The organism is Bacillus sp. FF-1 (assembly GCF_028548245.1).
Lineage (GTDB): Bacteria > Bacillota > Bacilli > Bacillales > Bacillaceae_G > Bacillus_A > Bacillus_A paranthracis.
Map to the genome: position 1 here is coordinate 152332 of NZ_JAQQGG010000003.1, position 18495 is coordinate 170826.

Consider the following 18495-nt stretch of genomic DNA (forward strand, 5'->3'; position numbering starts at 1 on the left):
CCTTTTACTTTTTTATTTTTCCCTTTAATTGTTGCAATGCTATTCTCCCATTTTCTTCGATACAACTTTCCATTTGCATAAATGACGGACCTGCCCACTCACTGTCTATACTCCCGTTCAGTCCAATAATTTTCAATTTATCCGGTATACGGATATTTAATTTTTTTGCTGCTCGAATTAACTCAAAGGTAATCTTATCACTTGAAGTTACAATTCCATCTATATACGGATAAGCTTGCAATAATGTAACAAACTGTTTATTCGTATACCCTTGTACACATTCTTCTCGATAAGAGATTCCTTCCTCCCAAACAGCGTCTAAAAATCCTGATATGTACTCTTCCATTTCTTCACTATCTTCGCCCTCACCGAAATAAGCAAGAAAGTGACAACCTTTTTCTTTTAATAAAGAGACCGCTCTTTGGCCACTTTCATAATAATTTGCATGAGATTTTTTTTCATCAATCACAACAAACGGAAGTGGGATTTCTCCTATACTTTTAAAAACGGATCTTGTCAAAATAACACCTGCAACGTTATTTTCCTTCAACATATGTATGTATCTATCTTTATTCTCTATATTACAAACAATAATTTGATATCCTTCTTTATACGCTATTTCCTCAATACAATGTAGCAAAGTGATGTTTGATGGGTCATATAGATTATCTACAAGTAATGCAATTATCGTTGAATTCTCTTTAAATAGTGGCTTTGCTGCACTATTTGGCCTATAACGTAATTCCTCAATTGCTTCCTTTACTTGTTTTACTGTGTCCTCATGAACGTATCCTTTTTCATTTATAACTCGTGAAACGGTTGCGACTGAAACACCTGCCAATTTTGCAACATCACGTATAGTTGCCACATCGTCACCCCTTAATATGGTAATAGATTACAATTTTACGGTAACCTAAATTACAATATTCGTCAAGGTTAATAATTTATATTTCTGAAAATTGTTACATCATTACACTAAACTATATTCTAATTGAATTTCATGTAAAATCGGGATATTATCATACCCAATGCGCGGAATTTCTTTCTTTATTTTTCGTGCCTCTTCCACCGCATTTACATATAAATTCGTCATCAAAAAATTACGTTTTTGGTAAAAACGTAACGCATTCATATTATCATTTGTTGTTATAAGCCAAACCTTCCTGCACCGTTCTTCTTCTGCAACTCGTAATACACAATCCACAAGTTTTGTCCCTATTCCTTTTCTTTCTTCAAAGCTATCTAACGATACAATTTCGCACATATTTCCGATCAATTCATACGTTACAATTCCGATTATTCTGTCTTCTGAGAGCGCAACAAATCCTGGCAACTCTTCTAACTGATGTCCCTTACCACGTGAAACCATCAATGAACTCCCCCAGTTCTCACACATGAACATTCGGATTGTTTCTTTCATCGCTGGCGTAATTTTTTGTATATGCACCATTTCCTATTTCTCCCCTTTTCTATCCTTGTGATACAATATAAGTGTATCACATGTAACGGTATTTGGAGGATGAGGTAAAGTATGAAACGTTTTTTTGCAGCATTGTTTACTATACTAGGTGCGATAACTGCCCTTGGGATTTTCTTTACAAATAAGGTGATGTACTTAAAGAAAAAAACAGAGGAAGAAATACTCGAAAGAGAAACGAAAAAACATTTTCGTATAGAGGATTTTGAAGCTCTTCATAAAGAAGAAATTCATATTCCTTCGCAATTCGGATATGATCTTCACGGATATTACATTCCTGCTGGTCATTCCAATAAGTTTATGATTTTCTGTCACGGCGTAACTGTAAATAAAATGAACTCTGTAAAATATGCAAGGTTATTTTTAAACAGAGGATATAATGTCGTTATTTACGATCATCGTCGTCATGGTAAAACTGGCGGAAAAACAACAAGCTATGGATACTATGAAAAGCATGATTTAAAATCTGTAGTTGACTGGCTAAAAAGTCGTTTTGGAACAAATATAACACTCGGTATTCATGGTGAATCGATGGGAGCTGCAACACTTCTTCAGTACGCAGGACTTGTAGAAGATGGTGCTGATTTCTATATTGCAGATTGTCCTTTTTCTGATTTCTACGGACAATTACAGCACCGTTTAAAGGTTGAATTCCATTTACCGAAATGGCCTTTATTACCTTTAGCAAATGCTTTCTTAAAAGTGCGTGACGGTTATACGATTCGTGAAGTTTCACCAATCGATTGTATAAAAAACATTAACAATCCCGTCCTCTTTATTCATAGTAAAGATGATGATTATATTTTAGCTGATATGACGAAAGCGCTCTATGAAGCGAAGGAAAACAATAAACAACTTTATATTGCAGAACACGGCGCACACGCTTGCTCTTATAACGAAAATAAAGAAGAGTATGAAGCAGCCGTTGATCAATTTTTAAACTCATATGTAAAAGAAACAAAAAACAGGCTTGCATAAGCCTGTTTTTTTATTGCGCTAAAACGTCTGTAACTTGTTCCATATTTTCAGAAATCCACTTTATTGCATCATCTAGCGTTGGAAATTCTGTCGTTTGAAATGTTACCTCATCTTGCAGTAACCAAACATCCTTTGACTCTTGTCCTACACCAGCAATGGACCAGTGTAACAAACTATATGGATGATTATCATTCAAAAATGAAGCCCACGTGCGCTCATTTGCAATATTTCGTAATGTACGTAATTGTTTATCCATCTTTCGTCACCTTACTCTAGTCAGTTATAAAAAACATTATAACACTCTCTTCTCTTCCAAAGAAAGTGCTCTTTTCATATTGTCAAGTACTTCTCTTGATTATATGATGAAATTAAGCGTTTGGGAAGGAGGGATAGCGTTGGCTAAAGTACAAATTAAAGTAAATGATAATGGCTCTTTTCGCGTTACAGGGGACGTGGAATTAGTTGATTCACAAGGGAATGTATTCCCAGCAAAACCGGCATTTTCTTTATGCCGTTGTGGTTTATCAAAAAATATGCCTTATTGCGATGCTTCGCATAAAGGTAAATTCGAATCTGTTGTTAGAGCACCAGAGGCAGAATAATTTTACATGTGACATGCACATTTTTTTGTGCATGTTTTTTCTTTTTAGCAACTCCGTTATATCCCTTCTCCTTACAACATTTCTAATACTTTTGTCTCCATCTCAGCCTACATATATTTTCACACAATTCTTCACATTCGAATACTTTTTACTAGCCTTTTATTTTTTTTGTGCTATAATTTGAGCAAACAGCATCCTTCGGGGTCGGGTGAAATTCCCAACCGGCGGTGATGAAGTGCAAACTTCTAAGTCCGTGACCCGTTTTCAACTCGAAAACGGTGGATCTAGTGAAACTCTAGGGCCGACAGTATAGTCTGGATGGGAGAAGGATATGTTTTCTAGTAATTTTATATAGCGAATACACTTTTATTTCAGTATGCATATTTTTATAGATTCAATTCAAATCTATATATATGTTTTATTTTGTATACTTATCTTTCTATGCTGAAATAAAAAGATACGACTAGCGTTTGAAAAATTTGATATTTTTGCTAGGTTTCTTCCTTATGCCAAAATATCAATCATCGTTAGGTTTCTTTCCTATACTTTCGTATTCGAACTATATTTCTAGAAATCACGTCTCCCAAACCCCAAGGATATTAAAATCCTTGGGGTTTTTTGATTTTTTTTAGGAGAGGTGAAGAAAATGACAGATCAAGAATATATGAGGATTGCTCTGCAATTAGCAGAAGGAACATCTGGGCAAACAAGTCCAAATCCTATGGTTGGTGCTGTTGTTGTAAAAGACGGAAACATCGTCGGTATGGGAGCTCATTTACGTGCTGGTGAAGAACACGCAGAAGTTCATGCTCTTCATATGGCTGGTGACAAAGCAAAAGGAGCCACCGTGTATGTAACACTTGAACCGTGTAGCCATTTTGGAAAAACACCACCTTGCTGTGATTTACTGTTAAAAAAAGGAGTTAAACGGGTGGTAATTGCTACTCTTGATTGCAATCCTCTCGTTTCTGGTAATGGAAAACGGAGATTAGAAGAAGCTGGCATCGAAGTAACTACCGGTGTTCTTGAAGCAGAAGCGGTTTTATTAAATCGTTACTTTTTTCACTACATGAAAACGAAACGCCCATTTGTAACAATAAAAACAGCGATGAGCTTAGATGGAAAAACAGCAACTGTAACTGGTGAAAGTAAATGGATTACAGGTGAAGAAGCACGGGCTGATGTTCATCAATATCGTCATACACACGATGCAATTCTTGTTGGAGTGAATACAGTTATAGCTGATAATCCGCATTTAACAACAAGAATTCCTAACGGGGGGCAAAATCCTATACGCGTTATTTTAGATACCCATTTACGAACGCCACCATCTTCTCATGTCATAACAGATGGTTTAGCACCGACATGGATTATAGTTGGTAAGGATGTAAATCCAAAGAAAATAGCTTCTTATGAATCTGAAAATATAGCTATATTCCAAATAAAAACGAAGCAAATTGAAATACAGGATGTTTTACACCTACTCGGCGAAAAACAAATTCTTTCTCTTTTCGTCGAAGGTGGGCAAACAGTTCATGCAAGCTTCTTACAAACAAAGCATTTCAATGAAATTGTAACTTATATAAGTCCCAAATTAATTGGTGGAAGTAATGCCCCTACTTTATTTGGTGGAAATGGTTTTTCAACATTACAAGATGCACTTTCCTTGGAAATTCAAGAGATGAAACAAATTGGCGATGATATAAAAATTGTTGCAAATGCTCGAAGTGAGGTGACGGAATGTTTACAGGAATTGTAGAAGAATTAGGAACGATTGCAAACATGCAACAAAGCGGCGAAGCGATGAAGTTAACGATTCATGCCAATAAAATTTTATCAGATGTTCACTTAGGTGATAGCATCGCGGTTAACGGTATTTGCTTGACTGTAACGAGTTTCACAACAACTTCATTCACAGTAGACGCAATGCCTGAAACGATGCAATCAACATCACTTCGCATGCTTAAACCGCAATGCAAAGTAAATTTAGAACGTGCAATGGCTGCAAACGGACGATTCGGTGGACATTTCGTTTCAGGACATATCGATGGCATCGGAACGATATTAAACAAAAAACAACACTATAATGCCGTCTATTACAAAATAGCTATTTCTGATGAATTGCTACGCTATTGTTTGCATAAAGGGTCCATTGCTGTTGATGGAACGAGTTTAACAATATTTGATATAGACGAATCTTCCATTACAATTTCACTCATCCCGCACACAGTAAGTGAATCTGTTATCGGAGAAAAGAATGCCGGTGACATCGTAAACATTGAGTGTGACATGATTGGTAAATATATCGAACGCTTTATTTCTAAACCAGTAAAACGAACAGGTTCAATGACCGAAAGCTTTTTACAAGAAAACGGATTTCTATAAGGGGGAAGCATTATGTTTCATCGTATTGAAGAAGCTCTAGAAGATTTAAAACAAGGAAAAGTCGTGATCGTATGTGATGATGAAAACCGTGAAAATGAAGGCGATTTTATCGCTTTAGCAGAGTATATTACGCCAGAAACAATTAACTTTATGATTACACATGGACGTGGTCTCGTTTGTGTACCAATTACAGAAGGGTACGCAGAACGTCTACAATTAGAACCAATGGTAGCTCATAATACAGATTCGCATCATACTGCATTTACAGTGAGCATTGATCATGTTTCTACAACAACTGGGATTAGTGCTCACGAACGTGCAACTACGATACGAGAAATGTTAAATCCTGCATCAAAAGGTGCTGATTTCAATCGTCCCGGACATATCTTTCCATTAATTGCGAAAGAAGGTGGTGTCTTGCGCCGGGCTGGTCATACAGAAGCTGCTGTCGATTTAGCACAGCTCTGCGGAGCAGAACCAGCTGGCGTCATTTGTGAAATTATTAATGAGGACGGTACGATGGCACGGGTACCTGATTTACTACAGTGCGCAAAACAATTTGATATAAAAATGATTACAATAGAAGATTTAATTGCTTATCGCCGCCACCATGAAACATTAGTGAAGCGAGAAGTGGAAATTACATTACCTACAGATTTCGGTACTTTCCATGCAATTGGCTATTCTAATTCCTTAGATTCGAAAGAGCATATTGCACTCGTAAAAGGTGATATTTCAACAGGAGATCCTGTACTTGTACGCGTTCATTCAGAGTGCTTAACAGGAGATGTATTTGGCTCGTGCCGATGTGATTGCGGACCACAACTCCATGCTGCACTTGCTCAAATTGAGCGTGAAGGAAAGGGCGTTCTTCTTTATATGAGACAAGAAGGACGAGGCATTGGGCTTCTTAATAAGCTTCGCGCTTATAAGTTACAAGAAGAAGGATTCGATACTGTAGAAGCAAATGAAAAGCTTGGCTTCCCTGCTGATTTGCGGGATTACGGTATTGGCGCTCAAATATTAAAAGATTTAGGTTTACAACATTTACGATTATTAACGAATAACCCAAGAAAAATTGCTGGCTTACAAGGTTACGATTTAGAAGTAATCGAGCGTGTACCGTTGCAAATGCCAGCAAAAGAAGAGAATAAAACGTATTTACAAACGAAAGTAAACAAATTAGGACATTTACTAAACTTATAATTAAAGGAGAGATTTATTATGGTATTCGAAGGTCATTTAGTTGGTACAGGATTAAAAGTTGGGGTTGTTGTTGGACGTTTTAATGAATTTATTACAAGTAAGTTACTTGGCGGCGCTTTAGACGGATTAAAGCGTCACGGTGTAGAAGAAGCTGATATCGATGTTGCTTGGGTTCCTGGTGCATTTGAAATTCCTTTAATCGCTAAAAAGATGGCGAATAGCGGGAAATATGATGCTGTTATTACGTTAGGCACTGTCATTCGTGGTGCTACAACACATTACGATTACGTTTGTAATGAAGTAGCAAAAGGTGTTGCATCTTTATCACTACAAACAGACATCCCCGTTATTTTCGGTGTATTGACGACTGAAACGATCGAGCAAGCGATTGAACGCGCGGGCACGAAAGCTGGTAATAAAGGCTATGAATCCGCCGTCGCTGCAATTGAAATGGCTCACTTATCAAAACAATGGGCATAAAAAAAGAGGCTGCGGCCTCTTTTTTTATTTCTTCACTTTTCTCCGTACATCTTTTATTAATTCATCCATTGTCTTTCCTTCTGTTTGTATACGAAGCGTCTGTGCTGTTTTCCATACATTCTCTCTTTTCTTCGCTTCTTCTATAATAGTAATTTCTTTTCGTACTTCCTTTAAATCTTTCCCTTCTGTTTTCAATCCAAAATGTTCAGCTTTCGTTCGAAAATGTTGTTCAATTCGTTGTTGCATCTCTTTTTGTTCAGGATTTTCGGCGGCCTTAACGGGATCAGCACTTATTGCTTTTAGTAAAATGAGACAAGTCATAATCGCTAATATATATTTGTGCATGTAAAATCCTCCAACCCAATATAAATTACATATTTACTATGTACAATTGGGGCTTGGAAAATTCGTCCACCAAAATTCTTTTTTTCGCTCAAAACCCACTAGTATCAAGCATTCACAACTATTTATTACATTTTATTTACAAAAAAAGCAAACTCTTTTACAAGTTTGCTTTTTTCTATCTTATAATGCACATTCTTCAATCTCAAATCCTAAATCTTCAATCATACCCCAGTCTGCAGTCGGTTCTTGTCCAGCTGTCGTTAAGTAGTCTCCAACAAAAATAGAGTTTGCTGCAAATAAACCGATTGGCTGTACAGAACGTAAATTGATTTCACGCCCTCCTGAAATACGAATTTCTTTCGTTGGGTTTACAAAGCGCATCATCGCCAGCACTTTTAAACATTCTACTGGTGTTAACTCTTTTTGTCCTTCAAGCGGCGTACCCTTTACAGCAACAAGGAAATTACATGGAATTGAATCTGCATCTATACGTTGTAATTCGAATGCAATTTCAGCTCGCTCTTCTATTGTCTCTCCCATTCCAAAGATCGCCCCAGAACATGGTGAAATACCGGCTTGTTTCGCTTTTTGAACTGTATCAACACGATCGTCATACGTATGAGTAGAGCAAATGCTTTCGTAATTATTCGCATGTGTATTTAAGTTGTGGTTATAACGGTGTACACCCGCTTCCGCTAAACGTCCTGCTTGATCTTCGTTTAAGAAACCTAAACAACAACAAATCTTTAAATCTGTCGTTTCACGAATCTCTTTAACTGCTCCAATTACGTGATTTACCTCTTTATCAGTCGGACGACGACCAGATGCTACAATACAATATGTACCCGCTTTACGACGAATTGCTTCATGTGCCCCTTCTACAATCTTTTCCTGCGTTAGCCAAGCATATTTATCAATCGGCGCCTCTGAAATAATAGACTGTGAACAATATCCGCAATCTTCAGGGCATAATCCAGACTTCGTATTAATAATCATATTTAATTTTACTTTCTTACCAAAGTGATGGTGGCGAATGATATACGCAGCATTCATAATTTCTAAAATCTCTGTATCGTCAGCCTCTAATATCGCTATTGCATCTTCTTTCGTAATCACTTTCTCTTCTACTACGTCGTATGCAAGTTTTTTCCAATCCCTTTTTGTTTGTACTTGTTTCATTTCATCTCTTCCCCTCTTTTGTTATATGCACAAATAAAGCATGATACGTTGCCATTATCCCTTCATTTCCCGTGAAGTCTCTTTCGTATATGCGAAGCATCGCACGAAAGAGTGAGGGACTTTGACAATATGATTCTTCATTACTATTGGTCGCTCCTACTTTACGAATAGAATGTAGAAACTCCCTAACTTCTGTAAATCTCTCTATGTAACACGTTTCAGAAACATGTACATCCCCTGTTTCTATCTCACATATATGGCGCAACTGATTTTTCGAATAAAAACGTTGCCCAATCGATGTTTCATTTTGTATATTTTTTTCTTCTTTCGCCCGCTGGAACGAAGCATGCAATTCTTGAAATGTTTCCTGTCCAAATGTTGAAAAGAGTAATATCCCCTCTATAGATAAATGACGAAATAAATTTCTTATCACTTGTTTTAAATCATTTAGCCATTGAAATGTGGCATTTGAAATAATGACATCATACGTTTCTTCTAGTCGTAATCTTTCGATATCCTCACAATAAAATGTTACATTGTTTATATTTTGTCTAGTTCTCGCAACTGCAATCATACTTTCAGCAAAATCAATAGCTGTAATTTGTGCTTTCGGAAATAAGTTTGATAATTGCTCTGTAACATATCCTGTCCCGCATCCAAGTTCTAAAATACGTATCGATGAATTTGCACTATATCGCCGATTCAATGTAGAAAGTAATGAATGCGCCATCTTTTTTTGTACATTTGCATATTGATCGTAGGATACAGCTGCCACGTTAAATCGTTTTTGTAGTAACGTTTTGTTGATCATGTCGTATCCCCTCTACAAATTGAATTATCTCATTTGCGCAATATTCAAAATTCGTTACACATAATGCGTGCCCAGCCTCACTGACTACCTTGAGCATGGCAGTCTCATTCACAGCCATACTACGCGCTGCAGATAATGGACATATTACATCCCGCTCCCCATGAATAAGTAGTATAGGGACTTTAACTTCTTTCAATGCTGCTCTCATATCTGTTTCTATTAAATAATCCAAACCGAATTGTAAAGACTGCATAGAATCACCTTTAAAATGTTTTACGATGTCTTCAAAACTTTTATTCTCTTTCAACTCATCTTTCGTAAACATATTTTCATAGAACCGCTTGAGCGTATCTTCTTTCCTTCTCTCCAAATTTCTTTTCAGCCGTTCTACATGCAAAGTATTCCATCCACTACTATAGTCACTTGTATTTGTAAATTTAGCAGTACCACCAATTAGCACGATACCCTTTGCCTTAATTTTTTTATAAGCTTGAATTGCCGCTAATGCTCCTAGTGACCATCCAACTAAAATTACATTTTCATCCTGTGCTACATCTATAATCCTGTTCGCAAACTCACTTTGTTCTTTCACGTTACGCCAATTAATGCATTGAACAGGATATCCTTTAAAATGGGGAAGTACTAAATCCCAAATATTTTCTTCCATTCCCCATCCAGGGATAAAAATAATCTTCAGCTCTTTCATACGAAAAGCTCCTCTTCTTTCGCAATGTGAGTAATTCGGTCAATAGCCCATTTTAAATCAGCTATTGTATGTTGCGATGTAACTGCAAAGCGAATTCGAGAACTATTAATCGGTACAGTTGGCGGACGAATTGCAATAGCTGCAATACCTACCTCTTGTAACCTTTTGCTAAACCGTAAAGCATTTTCATTTGAACCGACTACAATCGGTATAATATGAGTTGAACTATTCCCTATATCAAATCCAGCTTCTCGTAATTTGCTCCTGAAGTATTCTCCATTTGCTATAAGATTCTCTCTTCTCTTATGATCTTCTTGTACAATTTCAATTGCTTTTTGTACCGCTCCTAACGTTCCAGGCGGTAATGCAGTAGTAAAAATAAAACTTCTCATCATATTGTGTAAATACTCTATATAAATTGCATCGCCTGTCAAATACGCACCATAACACCCTAAAGCCTTGCTAAACGTCCCCATATGTATATCAATTTTTTGAGAAAGATCTTTTTCTATATGAGACAACCCTGCTCCATCAATTCCATATATTCCACTCGCATGCGCTTCATCCACTAAAATAATTGCCCCGTATTTCTCTTTCAGCTCTACTAACTCCCTCAAATACGCAGTATCACCATCCATACTAAAAACAGTATCTGTTACGATTAATTTCCGCTTTTCAGGTGACGCTGTTTTCAATAACTTCTCTAAATGATCCAAATCATTATGACGATACCTTTTATGCTCTGCCCCACTTAATATAATTCCATCAACAATGCTTGCGTGATTTAATTTGTCACTAAACACAATATCGTGACGACTCACTAATGAAGAGATCACTCCAATATTTGCGGTATATCCACTATTCACAACTAAGGCTTTTTCAGTGCCTTTCCAATCGCATATACTTCTCTCAACCTCTTCATACAGTGAATAGTTTCCTACCACGAGCCTTGATGCTGTCGCCCCAGTTCCATATTTTCTTGTACATGCGATAGCAGCTTCTTTTAACCTTTCATCTCCAGCTAACCCTAAATAATTATTTGACGCTAAATTTAGCATCCTTTTCTCATCTCGAATAAGCCATGTCTCTTCTGCTTGTTCTGTTACATGCAAATTACGATACTGCTCTCGCTCATGTAATTGTTGCAATTTAGATTGAAGATGTGTGCGCCACGTTTGATTCATTTCGGATAAGCTCCTCTAATTTTGAAATCATTATATATTCTTTAGCAGATTTCAAGACTTCTTCTCTTGTAAACTCACCTGCAAAGAATGGTAATAAACCTAAAACCGGTACCCCACTTAGCTCTTCAATCATTTCTTTATTTTCTTGCACTCTTTCCATTTCGCATTCTTTGCAGCCAGATAAAATGACACCTGCTACTGTTAAACCATATGCCTTTGCGTAAGCGATCGTTAAAACTGTATGATTTACTGTTCCTAATGTAGGGCGTGCTACTACAATAAGTGGAAGTTGTAATTCTTTTGCGAAATCAATTACTAAAGCGTCCTCTGTATATGGAACAGCTAATCCACCTGCTCCTTCTACAAGTAGACTATTAAAATCTTTCAATCGTTCATTATAGTGATGAATAATGTCTTTTAACGTTACTGTCCTTCCAGCTCTTTTCATGGCAAGTCTCGGGGCAAGCGGCTCTTCAATAGAGTAAGGGCAAATCTCATCTTCTTTTGTCGGTACACCTGATAATGCCTTTAGCCTTGCTGCATCTCCTTCTGGATTTGATGCAACATGTCCACTTTGCAACGGTTTATATACCCCGATGTTATATCCCAGTTCTCTAAATACACCTGCTAATGCACCGGCGACTACAGTTTTCCCCACTTCAGTATCCGTTGCTGTTATAAAAAAGCCACTCATTATTCTCCCTCCGTAACATCCGAGATTGCTTTATACAAAATACGTAACATATCATCAATCTCATCAATTGTAGAAGCAAGAGGGGGCATAAACACAATCGTATTACCGAGCGGGCGCAAAATCATACCTAGTTCTCTTGAGCGTTTACATACTTGAACACCGACTCTCTCTGTCCATTCAAACGCTTCTTTCGTTTCCTTATTCTTCACAAGTTCAATTCCAACCATTAACCCGCATTGACGAATGTCCCCTACATGTTTATATGCAAAGAGGTCTTCTAATTGCGTCGCCACATATTCTGTTTTACGTGCCACCTCTTCTATTAAATTTGTTTTCTCGTATAGTTCTAGATTTGCAATTGCTACCGCACACCCTAACGGATTCCCTGTATAACTATGTCCGTGGAAAAATGTTTTTTGTTCTTCATATCCTCCTAAAAAGGCATTATAAATTTCATCTGTCGTTACAGTAATTGCAACTGGTAAATATCCGCCTGTTAAACCTTTTCCGGCTGTCAAAATATCCGGTGTTACATTTTCATGTTCACATGCAAACATTTTTCCAGTACGCCCAAATCCAGTCGCTACCTCGTCTGTAATAAATAGAACATTATATTTTGTACATAAATTACGTAGCCCTTTTAAGTATCCTTTTGGCATTGTAATCATACCGCCAGCACCTTGCATTAAAGGTTCTACAATAATCGCCGCAATCTCTTCATGTTTATCTTTCAGCAGCTCCTCCATTTCTTCTAAATGTTTTTTTACAATTTCCTCCTTATTATTTCCATAAGGAGAACGATATGTATATGGATAAGGCATTTTAATTGCTTCAAATAAAAGCGAACTATACACTTGGTGAAACAAGTCTATTGCTCCCACTGAAACAGCTCCAATTGTGTCACCATGATACGCTTCTTTTAATGTAACAAATCTTTGTTTCTTCGGTTTTCCTTTATGCTGCCAATATTGAAAGGCCATCTTAATTGCAATTTCAACAGCGCTAGAACCGGAGTCTGAATAAAACACTTTCTTCAAACCTTCTGGTACAACTTCAATTATTTTTTCGGCTAATAAAATAGATGGAACGTTAGCAAGCCCTAACATAGTAGAATGGGAAATTTTATTTAATTGCTCACGAATTGCCTCATCTAGTTCTGGCACTTGATGTCCATGAACATTTAACCAAATAGACGAAACACCGTCCCAATATTCATTTCCATTTACATCGTATAGCTTTCTTCCCTCTCCCCGTTCAATAATGACAGGATCTTCTTCTAAATAATCCTTCATTTGTGTAAATGGATGCCATACATAGGCTTTATTTTTCTCCGATAACTCTTCATATGTATATGATGGTTTGTCAGTCGTACTCTTACTAAAAGTCACAATTGTCACCCCTAATGTCAACTAGTTTATAAATATAGTTAACATTAAATCTAAATGACTGTCAATTATTTTTAAATCAAGTAGTTCTTAAAAAAGAACAACTTATCATAAGATAAGTTGTTCTACTTTCCATGTTGTATCTTTCCGATTTCTAAAATAATCTCTTCGTCTTTTTTTCCTTCTGTTTCAATTCCAAGTTGTTTTGCATGTTCAATCAATAGATCATGGCGCTTCTCAAATCTTGCGGTATTTACTTCTTTCGCAACCTCTTCTTTTGTTTTTCCTTCCGTAGAAACCCCTAGTTTATCAGCTGCTTTTTCCATCGACTTCTTCTCTTCAGCTTCTTTCGCTTTCTTCACTTCTAACTGCTGTATTTGCTTTTGCTTCGCCTGCTCTGATTCAGCTGCAAAAGCTGTGTAAATGCCAGCACTTCCGCCAATGACTAGTAAAGTGGTAAAAAGAATTATTTTTTTCTTCACTCTTTCCTCCCCTTTCAAATTCATTATAACGCACATTTTCATAGGATTAAAATCGTTCTCCTTTATTTCCCTAAAAAATCATTGAATATTTTTATTGACATGTGAGACGAATATATGATAAAAATTTAACTAACATCATATGAATCGGCATTGATAGGATTTAGTAGTATTTCGATTTCTGCTTTCAGAGAGCTGGTGGTCGGTGCGAACCAGTACAGAGCGAATTATGAATTACCCCCTGGAGCTTCTTTTGCGAAACGTAAGGAGTAGTGAAAGACGGTTATAGACCGTTATATCTAAAGAGTGGTGAAACGACACTGTTTCACAATTTAGGGTGGTACCGCGAACTTTTCGTCCCTGCATATGTTGCAGGGGCGTTTTTATTTTATGAGCGCATATCATACGACCCTTTATTTTGTGATACATTCATTTCACAAGCTAGGGTGGTACCGCGATTTCTTCGTCCCTGCATAATTATATGCAGGGACGTTTTTTTATCCATTCATTTCCGTATCATATTAAAGAAACAACAATTACCGGTAATTTGTCACAAAATTCTAAAATTTAGAAGGAAATAAACAATATTGGCGAATTTTATATAAAAAAGAGCTATTTTAGATTACTTAGGAGGGGAAAACAATGGTTTCAAAAATTGAATCTGTTCTTTTAACAGTATTTATCTTTTTCTGCATTGGCTTTAGTGTTATTCAATTAGAAGTTTCACCACACATCCCAATTTTATTTGGTATCGTTTTTTTATTAGCATTTGGATTTATGAAAAAAATTGATTGGTCTACGATGGAAAAAGGAATGATAAGTAGTATTTCAGCTGGTATTCCATCTATTTTTATATTCTTACTTGTAGGCGTATTAATTAGTGTTTGGATCGCTGCTGGAACAATTCCAACTTTAATGGTATACGGCTTCCAGCTTGTATCCCCAAAAATTTTCATTCCAACTGTTTTTGTTGTTTGTGCAATTGTTGGAACAAGTATCGGTAGTGCCTTTACAACTGCCGCAACTGTAGGACTTGCCTTTATGGGCATGGGTAGTGCTCTCGGATACGATCCTGCTCTAATCGCTGGTGCAATTATTTCTGGTGCATTCTTTGGAGATAAAATGTCTCCTTTATCTGATACAACAAATTTAGCGCCAGCTGTAACGGGTGTAGATTTATTTGAGCATATTCGTAACATGCTTTGGACAACAGTTCCAGCTTTCATTATTGCTTTTATCGCATTTTTCATTTTAGGAAGCGGTACTAGTGGAGACGTTGACTTCACAAACTTCATTAGCACATTAGAGAAAAATGCAACGATTTCTATCTTTACACTTATTCCAATTTTATTACTGTTCCTATTCGCATTTAAAAAAGTTCCAGCAGTTCCAACCTTACTTGCTGGAATTATAGTAGGGATCATTATCCTATTTATATTTAAACCTAGTACTTCTTTAACTGATTTAATGAAAATTATGCAAGACGGTTACGTTTCTAAAACGGGTATGAAAGATATTGATAGCTTATTATCTCGCGGTGGCCTGCAAAGTATGATGATGTCAATCGCTCTTATTTTCCTAGCTCTTTGTATGGGAGGATTATTACAAGGAATGGGTATTATTACGCAGCTAATGAATATCATCTCTAGCTTCGTAAAAACTAGCACACGTTTAATTATTTCTACTGCTTCAACTGCAATCGGTGTGAACTTCTTACTTGGTGAGCAGTACTTATCTATCGTTTTAACAGGACAAGCATTCGCTAATAAATATGATGAAGTCGGTTTAGAACGTCGTAATTTATCACGTGTATTAGAAGATGCAGGTACAGTTATTAACCCGCTCGTACCATGGGGAGTAAGTGGCGTATTCTTATCGAACGTCCTTGGCGTTCCAACTTTTGATTACGTTCCATTCGCAATCTTCTGCTTAGCTTGTCCAGTTGTAACAATTATCGTCGGCTTTACTGGATTTGGCCTTTCATGGAAGAAGGAAAAAGCTGTAACACTTTCATAATATATCAAAAAGGATTACCTGAATCGGTAATCCTTTTTATATTTCTCCACTATCTATTTGCTTTCTTTCTTCTAAATAACAGAAGGAATCCTGCTCCAACAAACGCCAAACCTGCTCCAATTGTAGAAACAACACTTGTACCTGTTTTCGGTAAATCACGTTCTTCTTTCTTTTCACTTACAGTTGTTGTTTCTTTTACGTTTTGATTATCCGTTGTAGTTTGTCCAGATCCTGTATTATTACCTTCATCTGTTGGTGGTGTCGTTGGATTTTCTCCATTATTTCCTTCACCTGTTGGTGGTGTCGTTGGATTTTCTCCATTATTTCCTTCACCTGTTGGTGGTGTCGTTGGATTTTCTCCATTATTTCCTTCACTTGTTGGTGGTGTCGTTGGATTTTCTCCATTATTTCCTTCACCTGTTGGCGGTGTTGTTGGATTCTCTCCACCAGTTTCTTTATCATCATCGTTCTTCTTCGTTATATCAATTGCATATTTAGCAAATTCATTTTCAGATGGTCCAACATATGATATTTTTCCATCTTTCTTTATATACTTTTGTGCATTTGGTGAAGAATCGAATGTTGTATGTAATTTATCGGCAACAATCGGTTTAAACGTCCAATTTTTATCTGCTGCTGGATCAATAACTGGCGTTTCTTGCATATACTTCACAATGATTTGACGCGTTTCATCTTGTGATTGGTATACAACCTCCCCTTTGCTTACACCCGGGAACGTTTGGCTACTTCCACGATAGTTATTTGTAGCGACGATAAACTCTTGATTGTCAGCTACTGGCTTACCTTCATATGTCATATTTATAATACGATTCGTATTAGCATTTATAACTTTTCCATCTTTATCGTATTTCGCTGGTTGTGTTACATCAATTTCGTATTTTAAGCCATCTAAAATATCAAAGTTATATGTAGGGTATCCGATATTTACTAACGGCTGTTCTTCTGTTTTCTTTGGATCAATTTGATTAAACTGACCTGCAGACATTTCAAGCCATTCTTTTACTTGTGCCCCATTTACTTTTACAGCATATAACGTATTTGGATATACATATAAATCTGCCACGTTTTTAATCGCTAACGTTCCAGCTGGAATATCCGTATAATATGTAGCACCGTTTCGGCCACCCGCTTTAAATGGTGCTCCTGCAGATAAAACTGGAATTCCTTTATATTTGCTGTACTGTCCATTTTCAGCAAATAACTTTTCTACATACCATTTTTGTGCATTTGTCACAAGTTGTACAGAAGGATCATCTTGTACTAATGAGAAATAACTATTAATTGGCGCTGTCGTTTTTCCTACAGCAGTATTCACATAATCAATTGTCGCTTGGTGATCATCTTTAATTTCATTAACTAAATTTTGATCAGATTGTACGAGTGGGTTTCCTTTACTATCAGCAATCGGACGAAGTTGCGGCTTCGATTGCTCTTTTTGTACTTCCCATTTTCCATTTACTTTTTTCAATTGCATATCTATAATACCTAAGTTACTTCCAAAGACACCAGGCATTACAACTGGAACACCATTAAATACGTCCTTCACTTCAGTATGTGAATGTCCCATTAATACCGCATCTACACCAGGAACTTCTGTTAAATAATACGATGCGTTTTCCATGCCAACGTTGTAACCACTCTTATCAACACCTGAATGCGCTAGTGCAACGATAACATCGGCACCTTCTGCTTTCATTTTTGGCACCATTTTTTTCGCTGTTTCAACTATATCTTTTGCTTTCACTTTTCCTTCTAGATTTGCTTTATCCCAGTTCATAACTTGAGGTGGAACAAATCCCATTACGCCAATTTTCACTTTTTGTTTTTGACCTGATTCATCTTCTACTTCTTTTTCAAAAACATGATATGGTTTAAAGTAATTTTGATCATTCTCTTCATTATTATCTTTATCATCTTTATAGACGTTCGAGTTAATAACCGGGAATTCTGTTTTACTAATTACTTTGTTTAAATAATCTAAACCGTAGTTAAATTCATGATTCCCAAGAGAGATGACGTCATACTTCATTAAATTCATTAAACGATATAATGGGTGCGTATAACTAGGATCCACAGGCTTCTTCGGATCATTTATTTTATTCGCTACATAATCTCCAAGCGGTGTCCCTTGTAATGCATCCCCATCATCAAACAGGACAGAGTTCTTCGCTTCTTCACGCGCTTTATTCACAAGTGTTGCAGTTTGCACGAGACCTACTTTATTATCGGTTTTCGTTTGATAATAATCGTAATTCATTAAGTTAACGTGAATATCTGATGTTTCTAGAATTCGTAAGTTAACCGTACTCTCCCCAGTTTGCTCATCCGCATGAGCTGTTGCTGGCAATACTTGCGGCGCTATAACACCAATAGCAAGAGTTGCTCCAGCTAGCATTTTTTTTGACTTTTTCACAAAAAATCCCCCTTATACAATTACCAAAGAATAATGAAATGAATTTCTAGCATTCTCTAACCACATACCTTTTTTCTTCTAGTAGATACACGATTTTCATTTCACCCTACGCTAACGAGTAGTCTCCTTAAACG

The 18495-nt window shown here is 36.7% G+C and carries 19 protein-coding genes, 1 riboswitch and 1 other annotated feature; of the genes, 7 read left to right on the forward strand and 12 right to left on the reverse strand.

From position 1 onward, the window contains the following. Window positions 1-4 precede the first annotated feature (4 nt). Window positions 5-868, reverse strand: a complete 864-nt coding sequence (locus tag PQF83_RS11165) for a LacI family DNA-binding transcriptional regulator (RefSeq protein WP_000201355.1) — start codon at window positions 866-868, stop codon at window positions 5-7. Window positions 869-970: 102 nt separating this feature from the next. Then, the gene (locus PQF83_RS11170) at window positions 971-1450 is read right to left on the reverse strand and encodes a GNAT family N-acetyltransferase (RefSeq protein ID WP_000233414.1); all 480 of its coding nucleotides are present in this window, start codon (window positions 1448-1450) and stop codon (window positions 971-973) included. A gap of 81 nt (window positions 1451-1531) precedes the next feature. Here PQF83_RS11170 and PQF83_RS11175 point away from each other — a divergent pair, with 81 nt between their 5' ends. Continuing rightward, window positions 1532-2455 (forward strand): alpha/beta hydrolase, encoded by a 924-nt coding sequence (locus PQF83_RS11175; protein WP_000819219.1) that lies wholly within the window; start codon window positions 1532-1534, stop codon window positions 2453-2455. A 10-nt stretch (window positions 2456-2465) separates the two neighbouring features. On the opposite strand, the gene PQF83_RS11180 is transcribed toward PQF83_RS11175, so the two are convergent. Next, window positions 2466-2711 (reverse strand): YqkC family protein, encoded by a 246-nt coding sequence (locus PQF83_RS11180; RefSeq protein WP_000360809.1) that lies wholly within the window; start codon window positions 2709-2711, stop codon window positions 2466-2468. Between the two features lie 139 nt (window positions 2712-2850). Here PQF83_RS11180 and PQF83_RS11185 point away from each other — a divergent pair, with 139 nt between their 5' ends. From PQF83_RS11185 to ribH, 5 genes are all read left to right on the forward strand, one after another. Next, the gene (locus PQF83_RS11185; protein WP_001151582.1) at window positions 2851-3057 is read left to right on the forward strand and encodes a CDGSH iron-sulfur domain-containing protein; all 207 of its coding nucleotides are present in this window, start codon (window positions 2851-2853) and stop codon (window positions 3055-3057) included. 190 nt (window positions 3058-3247) lie between these two features. After that, window positions 3248-3391: riboswitch (FMN riboswitch) on the forward strand. A gap of 312 nt (window positions 3392-3703) precedes the next feature. Then, window positions 3704-4816, forward strand: coding sequence for a bifunctional diaminohydroxyphosphoribosylaminopyrimidine deaminase/5-amino-6-(5-phosphoribosylamino)uracil reductase RibD (gene ribD / locus PQF83_RS11190; RefSeq protein WP_000131971.1), 1113 nt, complete (start codon window positions 3704-3706; stop codon window positions 4814-4816). Next, window positions 4798-5442, forward strand: coding sequence for a riboflavin synthase subunit alpha (gene ribE, locus PQF83_RS11195; RefSeq protein ID WP_000493917.1), 645 nt, complete (start codon window positions 4798-4800; stop codon window positions 5440-5442). Before ribD ends, ribE begins: the two co-directional genes overlap by 19 nt. Before the next feature lie 12 nt (window positions 5443-5454). Then, window positions 5455-6648, forward strand: a complete 1194-nt coding sequence (gene ribBA / locus PQF83_RS11200) for a bifunctional 3,4-dihydroxy-2-butanone 4-phosphate synthase/GTP cyclohydrolase II (protein WP_000468996.1) — start codon at window positions 5455-5457, stop codon at window positions 6646-6648. An 18-nt stretch (window positions 6649-6666) separates the two neighbouring features. Then, a complete protein-coding gene (ribH, locus tag PQF83_RS11205; protein WP_000230889.1) occupies window positions 6667-7128 on the forward strand; it encodes a 6,7-dimethyl-8-ribityllumazine synthase in 462 nt (153 codons plus the stop codon). Window positions 7129-7152: 24 nt separating this feature from the next. Here the strand turns inward: ribH and PQF83_RS11210 are convergent, their stop codons facing one another. From PQF83_RS11210 to PQF83_RS11245, 8 genes are all read right to left on the reverse strand, one after another. Further along, window positions 7153-7473 carry a hypothetical protein gene (locus PQF83_RS11210; protein WP_000549777.1) on the reverse strand — a complete coding sequence of 107 codons (321 nt, stop codon included), beginning with the start codon at window positions 7471-7473 and terminating at the stop codon, window positions 7153-7155. 180 nt (window positions 7474-7653) lie between these two features. Further along, entirely contained in the window at window positions 7654-8652 is a 999-nt protein-coding gene (bioB, locus tag PQF83_RS11215; RefSeq protein WP_000815866.1) for a biotin synthase, read from the reverse strand. Between the two features lies 1 nt (window position 8653). Then, window positions 8654-9463, reverse strand: coding sequence for a malonyl-ACP O-methyltransferase BioC (bioC, locus tag PQF83_RS11220; RefSeq protein WP_000608932.1), 810 nt, complete (start codon window positions 9461-9463; stop codon window positions 8654-8656). Beyond that, the gene (locus tag PQF83_RS11225; protein WP_000661276.1) at window positions 9429-10169 is read right to left on the reverse strand and encodes an alpha/beta fold hydrolase; all 741 of its coding nucleotides are present in this window, start codon (window positions 10167-10169) and stop codon (window positions 9429-9431) included. The genes bioC and PQF83_RS11225 overlap by 35 nt, the downstream gene beginning before the upstream one ends. Continuing rightward, window positions 10166-11353: an 8-amino-7-oxononanoate synthase gene (gene bioF, locus PQF83_RS11230; RefSeq protein WP_001077309.1), complete on the reverse strand. Its 1188-nt coding sequence runs from the start codon at window positions 11351-11353 to the stop codon at window positions 10166-10168. The genes PQF83_RS11225 and bioF overlap by 4 nt, the downstream gene beginning before the upstream one ends. Beyond that, the gene (gene bioD, locus PQF83_RS11235; RefSeq protein WP_000012489.1) at window positions 11319-12047 is read right to left on the reverse strand and encodes an ATP-dependent dethiobiotin synthetase BioD; all 729 of its coding nucleotides are present in this window, start codon (window positions 12045-12047) and stop codon (window positions 11319-11321) included. Before bioD ends, bioF begins: the two co-directional genes overlap by 35 nt. Next, window positions 12047-13435, reverse strand: coding sequence for an adenosylmethionine--8-amino-7-oxononanoate transaminase (gene bioA / locus PQF83_RS11240; RefSeq protein ID WP_000144318.1), 1389 nt, complete (start codon window positions 13433-13435; stop codon window positions 12047-12049). Before bioA ends, bioD begins: the two co-directional genes overlap by 1 nt. A gap of 122 nt (window positions 13436-13557) precedes the next feature. Beyond that, window positions 13558-13914, reverse strand: a complete 357-nt coding sequence (locus PQF83_RS11245) for a hypothetical protein (RefSeq protein WP_000726889.1) — start codon at window positions 13912-13914, stop codon at window positions 13558-13560. Between the two features lie 141 nt (window positions 13915-14055). Continuing rightward, window positions 14056-14276 (forward strand) — a binding site (T-box leader). 277 nt (window positions 14277-14553) lie between these two features. Between PQF83_RS11245 and nhaC the strand changes: the two genes are divergently transcribed. After that, window positions 14554-15927, forward strand: coding sequence for a Na+/H+ antiporter NhaC (nhaC, locus tag PQF83_RS11250; protein WP_000253748.1), 1374 nt, complete (start codon window positions 14554-14556; stop codon window positions 15925-15927). 49 nt (window positions 15928-15976) lie between these two features. On the opposite strand, the gene cpdB is transcribed toward nhaC, so the two are convergent. Beyond that, entirely contained in the window at window positions 15977-18361 is a 2385-nt protein-coding gene (gene cpdB, locus PQF83_RS11255) for a bifunctional 2',3'-cyclic-nucleotide 2'-phosphodiesterase/3'-nucleotidase (RefSeq protein WP_048557603.1), read from the reverse strand. Between the last annotated feature and the right edge of the window lie 134 nt (window positions 18362-18495).